This window comes from Paenibacillus senegalensis JC66, from assembly GCF_000285515.1.
Classification (GTDB): domain Bacteria; phylum Bacillota; class Bacilli; order Paenibacillales; family NBRC-103111; genus Paenibacillus_L; species Paenibacillus_L senegalensis.
The window spans coordinates 271359-287217 of record NZ_HE610959.1 but is presented as its reverse complement, the minus strand read 5'-3'; the positions used below and the strand labels follow the sequence as shown (position 1 = coordinate 287217).

Below are 15859 nucleotides of genomic sequence, written 5' to 3'. Positions count from 1 at the left end.
TATTCCGACTAAAAACATATGTATACTAAACTCTTTCTAAATAGTATAAATTTTGATACACTGAGTATGAAACTGGGAAAGCCTGCCCGTTTCCTTTTACAAAAGCTTGACCAGAATAATTAATTTATCGATTGATCCAATCACACCGTTTGTGAATGGCTTATTATATAGGAGACCGAACGGTACGAATTGCGATATGCGGTTTTTTATGTCGTACATGGTGTCGGCCAGAGGAAGGAAGAACTGTTAATGAGTAAGCCAACAATTAAAGAGCAATTGAAGAAGAAAATATTGATTATGGATGGCGCTATGGGAACGATGATTCAGCAGGAGCCGCTGACTGCCGAAGATTTTGGCGGAGAACAGCTGGAGGGCTGTAATGAAATGCTGGTCTTAACCCGACCTGACGTCATTTCCAAAATACATGATAGTTACCTGGAAGCTGGGGCCGACCTGATTGAAACGAATACGTTCGGAGCTACCAGTGTTGTTTTGGCAGAGTATGACCTGCAGGACCGTGCAGTCGAAATCAATAAGGCTGCTGCCAGACTGGCGGTAGAGTCGGCCCGCCGTTACTCGACTCCAGAATGGCCGCGTTATGTAGCTGGTGCTTTGGGACCCACGACAAAGACGCTCTCGGTTACGGGAGGTGTCACTTTTGACGAACTGATCGCTAGTTACTATGAGCAGGCCAAGGCACTGATAGAAGAAGGCGTCGATGCCCTTCTATTGGAAACCTCGCAGGATACGCTCAACGTTAAAGCAGGAAGCATCGGTATTCGTCAAGCGATGGAAGAACTAAACAGCAATCTCCCGATTATGATATCGGGAACGATTGAGCCAATGGGGACTACCCTGGCCGGTCAGGCAATCGATGCATTCTATGTGTCCTTAGAGCATTTAAACCCTATTTCTATCGGGCTAAATTGTGCCACCGGTCCGGAGTTTATGAAGGATCACATCCGTTCTTTGTCAGCAATCGCAGGAACCGCCATCAGCTGTTATCCTAATGCCGGGCTTCCCGATGAAGACGGCCATTATCATGAATCTCCTGATTCTCTTGCCAAAAAAATGGCGGCATTTGCCGAGCAGGGCTGGCTCAACATTGCCGGCGGCTGCTGCGGAACGACTCCGGATCACATTCGGGCTATGAAGCAGCTGTTGGACAAATATCCGCCGCGTGCTGCATATGGAGAGCATCCTCCTGCGGTTTCTGGAATTGAGACAGTATTTATCGAGGCGGAAAACCGCCCATATATGGTCGGTGAACGGACCAACGTTCTTGGCTCCAAAAAGTTTAAACGGCTCATAGCTGAAGGCAAGTTTGAGGAAGCATCCGAAATTGGAAGGGCCCAGGTCAAGGGCGGGGCGCATGTTCTCGACATTTGTGTCCAGGATCCTGATCGCGATGAGATGGAGGACATGGAGAATTTCCTGCAGCATGTAGTTAAGAAAGTTAAAGTTCCGTTAATGCTGGATTCTACAGACTATCGCGTTATAGAACTCGGTTTAAAATATTCTCAGGGCAAATCGATCATTAACTCCATTAACCTTGAGGATGGTGAAGAAAAGTTTGCCCAAACGGCTCCTCTGATTCATAAATATGGGGCTGCTGCCGTAGTCGGCACCATCGATGAGCGGGGACAGGCCATCACGAGACAGGACAAACTGGAAGTGGCCAAACGCTCTTATGATTTGCTTGTAAATAAATACGGGATGAATCCCAACGACATTATATTTGATCCTTTGGTATTCCCGGTAGGAACAGGGGATGAGCAGTACATCGGGTCCGCCAAAGAAACGATTGAAGGCATCCGCCTGATCAAAGAAGCAATGCCGGAGTGTCAGACGATTCTGGGACTAAGCAATGTATCATTCGGCCTGCCGCCTGCAGGTAGAGAGGTGCTTAATTCCGTCTATCTGTATCATTGCACCAAGGCCGGCCTCGATTATGCGATCGTCAACACCGAAAAGCTGGAGCGCTTTGCTTCAATTCCTGAGGAAGAGAGGCTTTTGGCAGAACAGCTCATTTTTGAAACAAACGATGAGACATTGGCGCAATTTGTCGCACACTTTCGCGGCAAAAAAGTGGATAAAAAGCAAAAGGTTTCTAATCTTACGCTGGAAGAGCGTCTTGCATCGTATGTGGTTGAAGGTACCAAGGAGGGATTGATTCCTGATTTGGAAGAAGCGTTGAAGAAGTATGACGCGCTCGGAATTATTAATGGACCTTTGATGAAAGGTATGGAAGAGGTTGGCCGGCTGTTCAACAACAATGAGCTGATTGTCGCGGAAGTACTGCAAAGCGCGGAGGTGATGAAGGCTTCAGTAGCATTCCTGGAAAACTTCATGGAGAAAAAAGAATCAGCGGTAAAAGGAAAAATTATTCTGGCTACGGTAAAAGGCGATGTTCATGATATTGGTAAAAACCTGGTGGAAATTATTTTATCAAATAACGGCTACCGGATTATTAATCTTGGAATCAAGGTTCCGCCAGAGCAGTTAATTGAGGCATACCGAAAAGAAAACGCAGATGCGATTGGTTTATCCGGATTGCTGGTCAAATCGGCTCAGCAGATGGTCACGACAGCTCAGGATTTAAAGGCGGCAGGAATTGACGCGCCTATTCTCGTTGGCGGTGCTGCTTTGACAAGGAAGTTTACCAAAACGAGAATCGCGCCGGAATATGATGGTTTGGTCCTCTATGCAAAGGATGCGATGGATGGGCTGGATCTGGCTAACAAACTGACCAACCCGCAGGAAAGACAGCGGATGATTGATGAGCTTCGCCAGGCAATGTCTTCTAATGTGCAGGAAAGCGGCAAGAAGCCTGACAACGATCTGCCTGCTCCGAGCAGAGCGAGAAGCAGCAAAATTTCACAAGATGCTCCGGTCTATATTCCACCGGATACGGACCGGCATATTTTGAGAGATTATCCGATCACTCACCTGGTCCCTTATATTAATCAGGAGATGCTGCTAGGCAAGCATTTGGGCTTGCGCGGTTCAGTAGAGAAGCTGTTGGCCGCTAAGGACGAGAAGGCGCTCCAGCTAAAAGAAGTGGTTGACTCCATCATTCATGATGCCATTACTAAAGGAATAATTAGCGCCCATGGAATGTATCGCTTCTTCCCGGCGCAGGGAGACGGGAATGATATTTTGGTCTATGATCCCGAACAGCCGGGCAAGGTGCTCAAGCGCTTTTGCTTCCCGCGGCAGCAGGTCGAGCCTAATTTATGTCTTGCCGACTTCCTCAAGCCAGTCGAAAGCGGTGAAATGGATTACGTTGGATTTCTTGTCGTTACTGCCGGACACGGTATTAGGGAGCTGTCCAGTGAGTGGAAGGATAAAGGCGATTATTTGCGCTCCCATGCTCTTCAGGCAGCTGCACTGGAAATAGCCGAAGCTTTTGCGGAAAGAGTTCATCACATTATGAGGGATGTCTGGGGCTTCCCGGATTCTCCGGAAATGACCATGAAGCAGCGTCTTGGTGCCCGATATCAAGGAATACGTGTGTCGTTCGGTTATCCGGCTTGTCCGAATCTGGACGATCAGGAGCTGCTGTTCGATTTGATGAAGCCTGAGGATATTGGCGTTCAATTGACAGAGGGAAGCATGATGGATCCGGAAGCTTCCGTATCGGCTATGGTGTTTGCTCATCCGCAAGCACAATACTTTAATGTCGATAAAGTTTAATGAGGTTAACTAAGTGCGGACGCTATTGTTTTTCCGCACTTAGTTTCTTTTTGCCGCAAACACTCTTTTTGTTGGTAAAAAGATACGAGCAGCTAAAAATAATTTGATTATGAGTGTTAGCTTTAGCCTAAACTAATATAGAAGCGGAACGATGGGAGGGAGAACCTTGCAGCTTTATTTCTTGGGAACCGGAGCGGGAATGCCTTCCCGTCACCGCAATGTAACGTCAGCTGCACTGGATTTGACGGAGGAGAAAGAAGGAATATGGCTTTTTGATTGCGGTGAAGGAACTCAGCAGCAAATATTGAAATCTCCTCTCAAAATGAGTAAAATAAATAAGTTATTTGTAACTCATTTGCACGGGGATCATGTTTATGGATTGCCCGGATTTTTAACCAGCAGAGGGTATCAGGGAGGAACGTCTCCCTTCACATTGTATGGTCCTAAGGGCGTTAAAACCTTTATCGAGACAGCCTTCTCCATTAGTGATGCCCATGTGGAATATGAACTGAGTATCGTTGAAATTGAACCCGGAACCATTTTTACAGACGGTCAGTATACTGTTCATGCAGAACGGCTGGAGCATCGGATCGAATCATTTGGCTACCGGATCGAAGAAGCGAATAAACCTGGATGTCTGGACGCTGAACAGCTCAGGCAGCTGGGTGTACCTAACGGTCCGCTGTACGGCAGGCTGAAAAAAGGCGAAACGATCACTCTGGAAGACGGTCGCACGCTTCGTGGTTCCGATTTCCTGGGGCCTGGATATTATGGAAGAACGGTAGTTATTTTAGGGGATACCCGTTATTGCGAAGCGGCGAAGAAGCTTTCCAATCAAGCTGATGTGGTTGTTCACGAAGCTACTTTTGCGCGGGAGAAGTCTGACTTGGCTACGGCCTATTATCACGCGACTGCTGAACAAGCAGCCATCACGGCGAGAGATGCGGGAGCGCGCCATCTCATTTTGACCCATATTAGTCAGCGCTATGAGGATGATGCGGAGCCGCTGCTGCAGGAAGCCAGAGACATTTTTGGCGAAAGCTACCTGGCGAGAGATTTCTGGAGCTTCGCCGTCGAGCGCCGCCGCATGGACGAGAATAAAGAGCAGTAACGTCATGCCTGTCTATTATTAAAAATGGTTTTGAAAATATTAACGGGTTATCCCTTTAAATTCAGAATAGACAACGAACATTATCATTATGGGACTGCGATTAACTAACAAATAATTCCTGTTTGAGGCAATTTAAACGAATTTGATTCGCTTTCTATAAACTAAGTGTACATAGTATGTAATTAATTAAGGTACGACTGAACCACTTTAACTGCAGGATATAAAAAGGGGGATGCCGGATGAGAAGGATTGAGGTGCTGAACAGCGGACCTCTCCAGGGCAGGGTAACGATTCCCGGTTCTAAAAACAGTTCACTGGCTCTTATTGCTGCTGCCTGTATGGCGGAAGAGCCGGTTGTGTTGCATGGGATACCTAATATACTGGATGTTCGAGTCATTGAAGAGCTATGTGCGGAAATAGGTGTAAGTATCATTCGTGGTGTGAACGGGGAATTGATTATTGATCCACGGAGAATACATAACACTGGGCTAAGTATAGAGAAAACTAGTGCATTTCGCGCGTCCTATTATTTCGTTGGAGCCCTGCTTGCCAAAACTGGTAAAGTGACGATCGGCTATCCAGGCGGGGATAACTTTGTTTCCCGTCCGATTGATCAGCATCATAAACTGTTTACTACGCTCGGAGCGAAGGTAGAACTGTATGATAACTACTATGTCGTAGAAGCCGCCAAGCTTAAGGGTGGCAGTATATTTTTCGATATGATTACCTCCGGGGCTACCATGAATGCACTAATGGCTGCTTCATTGGCTGAAGGAACCACCATTCTGCGCAATGCCGCCCGTGATCCTGAAGTTGTGGATACAGCCAATCTGCTCAACCAGATGGGAGCCAAAATACGTGGAGCGGGTACTGAGACCATTCGCATTGAAGGCGTGAAACGGCTTCATGGATGCGCTTATACCGTCATTCCGGACCGTTTAATCGCCGGAGCCTTTCTTATGGGTGCAGGCATTACACGTGGCACGGTTACGGTGGATGAGGTTATCCCGGAACATTTGGGCTCCTGCATAGCAAAGCTCAAGGAAATCGGACTCGAAATTGAAATTGGAGACAAGTCCATTACTGCCTATGGAGATGTGAAGCTTAGGCCGACTAGAGTGAGAACAGGAATGTACCCTGCCTTTGCTACGGATTTGCAGCAGCCTCTTACGGCTTTACTCATGCTTGCACCGGGACGCAGCATCATTACGGATAAGATTTATCCTGAACGGTTTAATCATGTGCCCCAATTAAAGCGTATGGGCGCGCAGATTGAAATAAGGAAAGGAACAGCGTTTATTCAAGGAGGCCAGCCATTAAAAGGCGATTATGTTCACGCTTCCGATGTAAGGGCGGGGACATCTCTAATTCTAGCCGGCTTGGCCGCCGAAGGTAAAACGATAATAACGGGAATCGATCATATTGAACGAGGATACGAGGACGTCATAGGCCAGTTCAAGAGCCTAGGGGCAAAGCTCAGCCTGCATGAAGATCAGGTTCCTGTGCTGCCTGCTAAGAATCACGCTAATGAGATGATATTGGAAGGCTAATCTCTTAACACAGATAGAGGGCACTCCTTGCGGGTGCCTTTTTCTATCCAGGAAACTAGGGCCAAGCTATCACAGTAGCTTATGTCAGCAGCTTAAGTCTCTGTAGCTTGCGGGATTATGGCTAACTATCCAGCCCTTGCAGCTTAAAGCCAAAGGCTGGAGCAGCGTACGGCTTGCGCAAGTCATTTTGAGCGGAGCGGCCTGCGTCTCCTTACGAGCAAATAGGCTTAAATTATTTTCCGGGAAAGCGCAGAATGCGACAAAAAACAGGTTTGATTATTGCGACTATTGCGACTTTTTCGTGCTTTTTTCGACCCATTTCATGTGGAATCGTCCGGGTCAGCGCTGGTTTTGACAAGCTGCGTCATTATGGAAATAACGCTCGATCACGGGAAATAGGATCTTCCTAGTATTAAAAAAACACGGTTGTTCTGCGAACGTATATTCTGTACAATGATAGTACTGGATTTTTTTTTTACAAAATTATTTCCATAGTATATTCACAGTTATTGGATTAGATTTGGGAGAAGGAGGCCGCCTATGAACCGTTTAACGGGCAAGATGTCTTCAATGGCGGAATGGCTGGAATGGATTAAAAAGCAGCCGGAACTGATGCAGCACGTAACCTATTGGCATACCATCCCGCCCCGGGAGGCCAGTTACGCCCCTTTTCCGGAGAATTTACATAAAGGAATTCAGGAGGCGCTGCACAAGCGGGGAATAACACAGCTGTATTCTCATCAGGCGAAGGCGTTTAGCGCTGTTCGTGAACAGCAGCATGTCGTTACGGTCACTCCGACTGCCTCGGGCAAAACGCTATGCTACAACCTTCCCGTTCTTCAGCGGATTTTGGAGCAGGATGAAGCTAGAGCCTTGTATCTATTCCCTACCAAGGCACTGGCACAGGATCAGGTGGCTGAATTACAGCAAATTGCCAACGTAATGGAAGCCGATATTAAAACCCATACCTATGATGGCGATACGCCGCCTACTGTCAGGCAGGCTATCCGCAATGCGGGCCATATTGTGGTCACAAACCCGGATATGCTGCATTCGGCCATCCTTCCGCATCATACAAAATGGGTGAAGCTGTTTGAAAATTTGACCTATATCGTTATAGATGAAGTCCACTCTTATCGCGGGGTATTCGGCAGTCATGTAGCGAACGTGATTCGCCGTTTAAAGCGTATTTGCCGTTTCTATGGATCATCGCCGCAATTTATATGTGCTTCAGCAACTATAGATAATCCCAAGGAGCACACAGAGCGGCTGATTGGTGAGACGGTGACACTGATTGATGACAACGGTGCGCCATCTGGAGAAAAGCATTTTATTTTCTATAATCCGCCTGTTGTCAATCAGCAGCTCGGGATTCGCAAAAGCAGCGTATTGGAAACGCGCAAGATTGCTGGTCATTTATTAACTAACGGCATTCAAACGATTGTTTTCGCCCGGAGCCGGGTGAGAGTGGAAATTTTACTGACTTACCTTCAAGACACAGTGAGGCATGAGCTGGGCAGCAAATCGATTCGTGGATACCGGGGAGGTTATTTGCCCAAGCAGCGCCGCGAGATTGAACGCGGTCTGCGCAACGGAGATATTCGCGGTGTAGTCAGCACGAATGCTCTGGAGCTTGGTATCGACATCGGTCAGCTGCAAGCTTGCGTGCTGAACGGTTATCCGGGTACAATCGCCAGCACATGGCAGCAGTCCGGCCGCGCCGGGCGCAGGCAGGAGAGCTCGGTTACATTTCTCGTAGCCAGCAGCAACCCTTTGGATCAATACATTATTCAGAACCCGGCTTATTTTTTTGAGAAGCCGCCGGAGCGAGCGCTGATCCAACCGGATAATTTGATCCTTCTGGTGGATCATGTTAAGTGTGCGGCATACGAGCTGCCTTTTGAAGAAGGAGAGCGGTTCGGGGATGAGTCCTTGCCCGATATATTGGAGTTCCTGGTCGATGAACGCATTCTCCATCGGGCCGAGCGGCGATGGTACTGGATGGACCAGTCCTTTCCCGCACATGGCATTTCTTTGCGTTCCGCCGCTCAAGAGAACTTTATTATTATCGATATGACAAACGAACACAGGGTTATCGGGGAAGTTGATCGTTTCAGTGCCCCTACTCTTATTCATGAAGAAGCGATATATATTCATGAGGGCGTACAATACCAGGTGGAAAAGCTCGACTGGGAAGAAAAGAAGGCTTATGTCCGTGAGGTCAATGTCGATTATTTCACGGACGCTTCCCTAGCGGTGCAGCTGAAGGTGCTGCAAGTTTTCAAGGAAACCCGTACGGCTGCATTGGAACGTCAATATGGCGATGTTACCGTTAATGCCAAAGCGACTATTTTCAAGAAGCTCAAATTAAGAACTCACGAAAATATCGGATCAGGCCCTATCCATTTGCCAGAGGAAGAGCTGCATACCAGCTCCTATTGGTTCTCCATCGGTGACGAGGCAGCAGCTGCAATGACGACGAACGATATGCAATATGCGCTGCTTGGCTTATCCAACGTACTCGTGCATCTGGCTCCTCTTTATTTGATGTGCGATCCGCTCGATATTCGTGTGGTTCCCCAAGTGAGGGCGCTGCATAACAAGAAACCGACCCTATTCTTTTACGATCGCTATCCGGGCGGGGTCGGCCTGAGCGAGCGCTTATTTGATATTCATGGCGAACTTCTGGCAAGAGCGCAAGAGCTGATTGCCGGCTGTCCTTGTATAAGCGGTTGTCCGTCATGTGTTGGACCGATTGAGGAAGTGGGATTGACCGGAAAGCAATTGGCGCAGAAGCTTCTTATAGAAGGAGGGGTATTATGAGTCTGCTTAGAGATAGATTAAATCGTTTGACGAAATCGGCAGCAGACCGCCCCTCCGCCAAATCAGAGACCCGATCCGAACCGGGCTGGGATAGCCTTGGCGCCCGTCTGCAAGAAGGACGCCAAGGCAGCTTTATTTTGCGCCGGCAAAGCTATCCGCTTTCCTATATACATGGTCGTTATCAGCTGCAAGAGTTGTGTGATACATGCACCTATCTTCAACCGCTATTGCGCGCTTCGATAAAGGACCCGAGACAAATTCTTTTTCTGGATACGGAAACGACAGGATTAGGTGTAGGCGCTGGCAACGTCCCTTTCATGGTGGGGCTCGGATATTATAACGAGAATCAGTTCGTAGTGGAGCAGATGCTGATCCGCAACCCGGGAGAAGAAGTGGCCATGTTAACCTATTTAACCGGTTTGCTGCCAAACTTTGACTGTCTCGCCACTTACAATGGAAGAACATTTGACTGGCCGATCCTCAAAAACAGAATGATTTTAAATCGCGTACCGCTCGAGAATGATCGGTTTAGTGAACTGGATTTTTTGTATCCGTCTAGAAGCTTATGGCGAACCACACTGCCCTCCTGCCGGTTAAGCAAAGTGGAGGAGAGCCGCCTAGGTTTTATCCGTCATGATGATGTGCCGGGCTCCTTGGCTCCGACCTTATATTTTCAGTATTTAGCGGAACAAAATCCGGCCATTTTGCAAGGAGTCTTTAAGCATAACGAACAGGATATATTATCATTAGTCGGCCTGGCTATCCATTTTGCCCGGGCGCTGTGCGGGTCGCTGGATCTATCGCACATGGAAGCAAGCGAGCTCTTCCGGCTTGGGGTATGGCTGGACCAGCATCAGCTTGCTCACCTGGCATCTCAAGCCTATGAACAGATTCTTCGGCTGCCTTCCACATCCGGGGGAAGCGTGCGCTTTCAGCTATCTCTTGTTCTTAAAAAGAAGGGGCGCCTTCATGAAGCGGTTCAGCTTTGGAAGGAGACTGTTGACGCGGAAACTGGCATGAAGCTTTCTGCCGACTACATTGAAGCTTGTGTGGAGCTGTCCAAGTATTACGAGCATAAGCATAAAGACTTCGGAACCGCGCTTTATTATGCCGAGAAAGCGATTGGGAAAGCTGGCGAAAGAGCTTCCCTGCTTCGAGCTCCCAGGCGCTCTGTAGTCTCCCAGGACTTGCGTAAGCGAATGGAAAGATTGAGAGAGAAGGAAATTCGCAGGGCTATGCAGGAATGGCGATCCAATAGCAGCGGTTTAATATAAGGAGACAGCGAGCAGCTTTTTCACAACCGAATATGCCAAATTGCGTCAGCCGGCGAGCCCTTTGTGCTCAGTCGGTTTATTTTTGCCTGCAGCAGGACATACCTGTATTAGAGAGATAAAGGGTCAGACTGGAGGAAGTAACATGCCGGAATTGCCGGAAATGGAAACGTACAGACAATTGTTAACCCCCCGCTTGGTGGGCCAAACGATCCGAGCGGTTAGAATTCATCGTGAAAAGTCGGTTAATCTTCCCGCCGGACAGTTTGCACAAGGCATTCTTGGTGTTCGCATTGCCGCAATCGACCGGAGAGCTAAATATTTGTTGTTCCGCCTGGAAACAGGGCAGGCTCTGCTTCTTCATCTAATGCTCGGGGGATTAATGTTTCTTGGCAGTGAAGAGGATCGGCCTGACCGGAACACTCAAGTAGAGCTGGACTTATCAGGAGGCCAAACTCTTTATTTTATCGGACTCAGGCTAGGGTACCTGCATCTGCTGGATGAACGGCAATATCTGGCTGTGCTGGCTAAGCTGGGACCAGAGCCCTTGGCGCCCGATTTCACCTTGGAGCGGTTCGAGCAGCTTTTGTCAGGGACAAGGGGGACTTTGAAAACGACTCTGGTTAATCAGCAAAAGCTTTCCGGTATTGGCAACTGCTATGCCGATGAAATTTGCTTTGAGGCTGCCATTTTGCCGACAAGACCGCTGGCCAGCCTCAGCCTGCAGCCTGCTGGTGACAGCGGCCGCTTATATAGCGCTATGCGTGCTGTCTTAATGGAAGCTATTCGCCAAGGAGGCTACATGGAGCAGCCTTTATTTGCAGGGGACCATCTGACTGGCGGTTATAATGACCACTGCCTCGTCTATGACCGGGGAGGGGAGCCATGTGTGCGCTGCGGGGGCGCCATTATTCAAGCGGAGCTGTCAAGCCGCAAAGTGTTTTACTGCGCCCAGTGTCAGCACTAAACAAAGTTAATCGCAGATGAATTCGCAAAAAGGAGCTATTAATTATGCGTCTGGGTAGTCATGTCAGCATACGCAAAGGATATAGGGAAGCAGCCAAAACAGCGGCGGCGATTGGCGGCCGTTCATTCCAGTATTTCCCGAAGAATCCCCGCGGGCTTTCCATTAAAGCCTTTGACCCGCGGGATGCGGAGCAATGCGCGCAATATTGTAAGGAGCAGCAATTGATCTCCATAGCTCATAGCCCTTATCCAAGCAATTTGGCTGCTGCGGACCCCGCGCTCCAGCAAGCGGTGGTCGCCTCCTTAAAGAATGATCTGCACATTGCTGAACATTGCGGTTCCATCGGAGTCGTTGTTCATTTTGGCAAATCAAAGGAAGAGGATTTGATAAAAGGGTATCGCATCATTCTGGATACATTGAACTTCGTGCTGGAGGATTGGCAAGGAGAAGCCAAGCTGTTAATCGAAAATCAGGCGGGTGAGGGGACGATGATGGGGACTACCTTCGAAGAGCTTGTGCAAATTCGCAAGCTGGCTGAACGTCCGGAAAAAATCGGCTTTTGCCTCGATACCTGTCATGCTTTTGCCAGCGGTCTCTGGAAAGGGGATTGGGGCTCGCTCGAGCAAAAAGGGCAGGAGCTTGGCTACTTTACTCATCTGCACGCTATTCACTTTAATGACTCCGTGTACGGGGCCGGAGAAAGAAAAGACCGCCATGCGCCGTTTGGCAAAGGCAGGATCGGCAAGGCGAATCTGCTGGAGCTCATGACCTCGCCGCTGCTAGCTGATCTACCCTTTATTCTTGAAACCGAAACGGGAGCGGACCGGACTCACCGCGCTGAGATACAAGCGATACAGCAATACTTGCAAGAAAACCGCGAACCGCTGTAAAACTGCAGAGGAAATTGCCAGAATAACTGGTCAGGCGCCAACTTACAAGCTACAATAGATAAAGATAACGAACCTCCGTCTGGAGGCTCTCTTTATATGTTAAACAAGAGAGCATCGCAGGAGTTGACAAAAGCAGATAAGTTGGTGATTACGGATGATTGAACTTACAGAGGTAAGTTTTCGCAGAGAACAAAGACAAATTCTAGACCGGGTCAATTTCTCCATGAAGCAAGGGGAGCACTGGGTTATTCTAGGGAAGAATGGCTCGGGCAAAACAACCATTCTGGAAATGATTAACGGCTATCAATTTCCAAGCTCAGGTACGGTGGACGTTCTGGGCTATCGTTATGGCCGCTGCAACCTTCGAGAGGTCCGCAAACGAATTGGCTACATCAGCCAGTCTTTATTTGAAAAGCTGACGCCTGCCGATCCCGTCTGGGAATGCGTGGCTACGGGGGAATACGGTTATCTTCGTTTTTACGAGCAAATCCCTTTGGAGGCCGTTGAGAAGGCTCACGAGATGCTGGATCGCGTAGGCTTGAGCGAGGTCCGCGATCAGCCGCTAGGAACACTTTCTCAGGGGGAGCGCAAGAAGATCCTGCTCGCCCGGGCTCTAATGAGCGATCCGGTGCTTTTGGTCATGGACGAGCCTTGTTCAGGTCTGGATCTGTATGAAAGAGAAAAGCTCTTGGAAACGATTGACGGTTTGAGTGAATCCGGAGTTTCCTTTGTTTATGTAACCCATCATGTGGAAGAAATTATGCCGATTTTTACCCATATCGCACTCATTCATGAAGGGAAGATAGTAGCTGCAGGTCCTAAACAAGATGTTCTGACTGCGGACAATATGCAGAAAACCTTCCAGGTTCCTGTAATGCTGGAATGGGACCAGGACAGACCTTGGATCAAAGTATTGAGCCAAGCTTGATGACAATTGGAACAAGACAAGGTAAAGGAGCGCTGAGCATTCATGGCATTGAAAAAAATTGAGCATGTCGGCATTATGGTAGCTGATCTTCAGAAATCGATAGATTTTTATGTAAAGGTTATCGGACTGAAGTTGAAGGACACTCTCGGTCATACTAATGGTGTGATTAAGCTTGCTTTTCTAGGTTTTGATGAAGCTGGCGAAACGGAAGTGGAGCTGATCGAAGGTTATAACAGCAGTTTGCCTGTGGAAGGCAAGGTTCATCATCTGGCTTTTACCGTGACGGATATTGAAGCAGAGCTGGAAAGAATCAAGGGCTTGGATGTGAAAATGATTGACGAGGAATTGGTGACGCTGCCCAATGGTTCCCGCTACTTCTTCTTTCATGGCCCTGATGGGGAATGGATAGAGTTTTTCGAATCCACTCGTTGAACGTTCAGTGAAAATTGATAGTATCCGGGTGTTGACAGAACACCTCTGGTCAAGGTATAGTCTAGAGTATTACAACCATTAATTGTAAGTAATCATTGCTATATGTATATAAGCAGGAAATGGGCGGAAGCACCGTCTGAGCCAGCTGTGATGCTGGTTTAGATGGTGTTTTTTATTTTTGCATAACGCGCATTTAGTCGTATGAACGGCGTAATTTGTAATTTTATATTTGCTGATTGATCCGCCTGGCGGTGGATATGAATTCGGACATTAAAGTGAAAGGAGGAGGGGCTGTGCCGAGCAACCGCTTTTTACCATTAAAGATCGGAGAAGTGCTGGCTGGACGTTACAGGATACTGAGCATAGCCGGATACGGGGGAATGAGTGTCGTGTATCAAGCGCAGGACCTGAAGCTGCCGGGCAAGCATTGGGCCGTTAAGGCCGCCCGGGGGCATAGGCAGAGTCGGCAGGCCTTTACGGAAGAAGCTGAATTTCTCAGCAGATTAACCCACCCGCATTTGCCATTAATTATTGATTTTATTCCACCGAACGAGCAGGGGATTAGCTATCTGGTCATGGAGTTTATAGCGGGCCAGACGCTTCAGCAGCGTTTCGAGCATAATAAGCAAGTTCCTTGCCTGGCAGTCATCCGTTACGCGAAGCAGCTCTGCGATTTATTTTCCTATTTGCATCAATATCAGCCTAACCCTATTATTTATCGGGACTTGAAGCCTAGCAACGTTATGCTCGATGAACAGGACAACATCCGCTTGATCGACTTCGGGATTGCTCGAAATTTTCGCCAGGATAGGGGGACAGACACCGTTCAACTGGGCACCATCGGCTTTGCTGCGCCGGAACAGTTCTTAAATCGCCAGACGGACGAACGGACGGACCTGTACACCCTGGGAGCTATGATGTATTATCTGCTCAGTGAAGGCCGTCACTATATGGACACAGGAGAGAATCTTGCACGCTGGAATGAGCAATTGCCGCCGGCGCTTGTAGATTTGATTCATCTGCTCCTCAAGGAACAGCCAGCGGATCGCATTCAGACAGCCGAAGAAGTAAAGAAGAAGCTGCAGGAGATAGAAAGAACATTGACCGGTTCCAGGTCGACCAAGGAGAATGCTCGCACTAACCTGGCGAAGCGGTTATCGAGCAGCAACCGCAAGCTCGTGATCGTGGGCGGTCTCTATTCAGGCGCAGGAGCGACTACGGTGGCGGTTAGCGCTGCAAGGGTCGCTCACTATAGCGGCTTCTCGAACGCTGTGATCGAGCATGTAATAGTGGAACCCGAGCTGGAATCGCTGTTATATGGGGATAAAAATAAGCCGAGGAACTATCGCTACTATACCGCTCGCTTCTCCCGCAGCAAAATGCTGCCCCCGTCAGCTTGGAAAAGCGGAAATACGGAGTGGCTGCCCTTACCCCCTTCACACTTGCAAAAGTATGGCACTGGTGAAAGGTGGACAAAGGAGCACTATTTCCGTTTGTTCTACGAGTTGGATCATGCGCTTTTATTTCTGGATGTAGCGTCGCATTGGCGGGATCCAGATGTCCGGGAGCTTTGTTATGCAGCTGACTGTCTTCTTGTTATTGGCAGTCCTCATCCAGTAAAATGGAGCGGGCGGCAAGCGAAGGAAAATATGAAAATACTTAGGCAGCTGCAATCCGAAGGAGTAGTCATTCATTGGGGAGCTAATCCGTACCTTCCCTTTCGCTTTGTGGATGACTGGCTGAACTCATATCCGCAATACCCAATTCTGCGGATGCCTCATTTTCCGCTGATGCAGATTTTAGATAAGCAATGGGAAGGCCGGCTTTTGCAGGATGATGACGAATTATTGACCAACCTAACCGAAGCGATGGCCCCTTTCTTGCACAAGCTTGATCCAGCCCTTGTTAATAGAGGGCAGGCAGCAGGAAGAATAAGCACATGGTTTAAAAGAAAATTAAATAGATAAATATTGAAAAATTGGGAACATATGGTATAATCTTTTTGAAAGTAAATATAAATGCGGAAGCACCGCGAACTAATCGGCAATGGATTAGCTTCGCGGTGCTTTTTTGTTTTTCATAACTTGAGGAAGGGAGGAATGAACACCCGCATGATTCTAGCCTATGGAGTAGCTTTTGTTGGTGCGGTATTACTGCTATACGGTGTATTACTGTTGCTCGGAGTTATATA

Annotated in this window: 10 protein-coding genes; all 10 read left to right on the top strand. The window is 48.3% G+C overall.

Features of this window, described 5'->3' with window-relative positions; all coding sequences use genetic code 11:
* The first annotated feature begins 249 nt into the window (after nt 1-249).
* The 10 genes from metH (at nt 250) to PSHG_RS29405 (ending at nt 15635) form a co-directional block, all read left to right on the top strand.
* Nucleotides 250-3696, top strand: coding sequence for a methionine synthase (gene metH, locus PSHG_RS13300; protein ID WP_010273561.1), 3447 nt, complete (start codon nt 250-252; stop codon nt 3694-3696).
* Between the two features lie 166 nt (nt 3697-3862).
* On the top strand, nt 3863-4807 hold the full coding sequence (gene rnz / locus PSHG_RS13295) for a ribonuclease Z (protein WP_010273559.1): 945 nt from the start codon (nt 3863-3865) through the stop codon (nt 4805-4807).
* A 239-nt stretch (nt 4808-5046) separates the two neighbouring features.
* A complete protein-coding gene (gene murA, locus PSHG_RS13290; protein ID WP_010273557.1) occupies nt 5047-6357 on the top strand; it encodes a UDP-N-acetylglucosamine 1-carboxyvinyltransferase in 1311 nt (436 codons plus the stop codon).
* Between the two features lie 540 nt (nt 6358-6897).
* Nucleotides 6898-9180: a DEAD/DEAH box helicase gene (locus tag PSHG_RS13285; RefSeq protein ID WP_010273555.1), complete on the top strand. Its 2283-nt coding sequence runs from the start codon at nt 6898-6900 to the stop codon at nt 9178-9180.
* Nucleotides 9177-10454, top strand: a complete 1278-nt coding sequence (locus PSHG_RS27590) for a ribonuclease H-like domain-containing protein (RefSeq protein WP_010273554.1) — start codon at nt 9177-9179, stop codon at nt 10452-10454. Before PSHG_RS13285 ends, PSHG_RS27590 begins: the two co-directional genes overlap by 4 nt.
* 142 nt (nt 10455-10596) lie before the next feature.
* Complete coding sequence (locus PSHG_RS13275; RefSeq protein WP_010273552.1) at nt 10597-11418, top strand: Fpg/Nei family DNA glycosylase; 822 nt, start codon at nt 10597-10599, stop codon at nt 11416-11418.
* Nucleotides 11419-11462: 44 nt separating this feature from the next.
* Nucleotides 11463-12308, top strand: a complete 846-nt coding sequence (locus PSHG_RS13270; protein WP_010273549.1) for a deoxyribonuclease IV — start codon at nt 11463-11465, stop codon at nt 12306-12308.
* Between the two features lie 154 nt (nt 12309-12462).
* Nucleotides 12463-13236: an ABC transporter ATP-binding protein gene (locus PSHG_RS13265; RefSeq protein WP_010273547.1), complete on the top strand. Its 774-nt coding sequence runs from the start codon at nt 12463-12465 to the stop codon at nt 13234-13236.
* A gap of 42 nt (nt 13237-13278) precedes the next feature.
* Nucleotides 13279-13668: a VOC family protein gene (locus PSHG_RS13260; RefSeq protein ID WP_010273545.1), complete on the top strand. Its 390-nt coding sequence runs from the start codon at nt 13279-13281 to the stop codon at nt 13666-13668.
* A 293-nt stretch (nt 13669-13961) separates the two neighbouring features.
* Nucleotides 13962-15635: a serine/threonine protein kinase gene (locus PSHG_RS29405; RefSeq protein ID WP_010273543.1), complete on the top strand. Its 1674-nt coding sequence runs from the start codon at nt 13962-13964 to the stop codon at nt 15633-15635.
* Nucleotides 15636-15859: the final 224 nt, after the last annotated feature.

Coding starts and splice junctions, on each gene's coding strand:
- metH (WP_010273561.1), top strand. CDS start 250: ATGAGTAAGCCAACAATTAAAGAGCAATTGAAGAAGAAAATATTGATT.
- PSHG_RS13265 (WP_010273547.1), top strand. CDS start 12,463: ATGATTGAACTTACAGAGGTAAGTTTTCGCAGAGAACAAAGACAAATT.
- PSHG_RS13270 (WP_010273549.1), top strand. CDS start 11,463: ATGCGTCTGGGTAGTCATGTCAGCATACGCAAAGGATATAGGGAAGCA.
- PSHG_RS13260 (WP_010273545.1), top strand. CDS start 13,279: ATGGCATTGAAAAAAATTGAGCATGTCGGCATTATGGTAGCTGATCTT.
- PSHG_RS27590 (WP_010273554.1), top strand. CDS start 9,177: ATGAGTCTGCTTAGAGATAGATTAAATCGTTTGACGAAATCGGCAGCA.
- PSHG_RS13285 (WP_010273555.1), top strand. CDS start 6,898: ATGAACCGTTTAACGGGCAAGATGTCTTCAATGGCGGAATGGCTGGAA.
- murA (WP_010273557.1), top strand. CDS start 5,047: ATGAGAAGGATTGAGGTGCTGAACAGCGGACCTCTCCAGGGCAGGGTA.
- PSHG_RS13275 (WP_010273552.1), top strand. CDS start 10,597: ATGCCGGAATTGCCGGAAATGGAAACGTACAGACAATTGTTAACCCCC.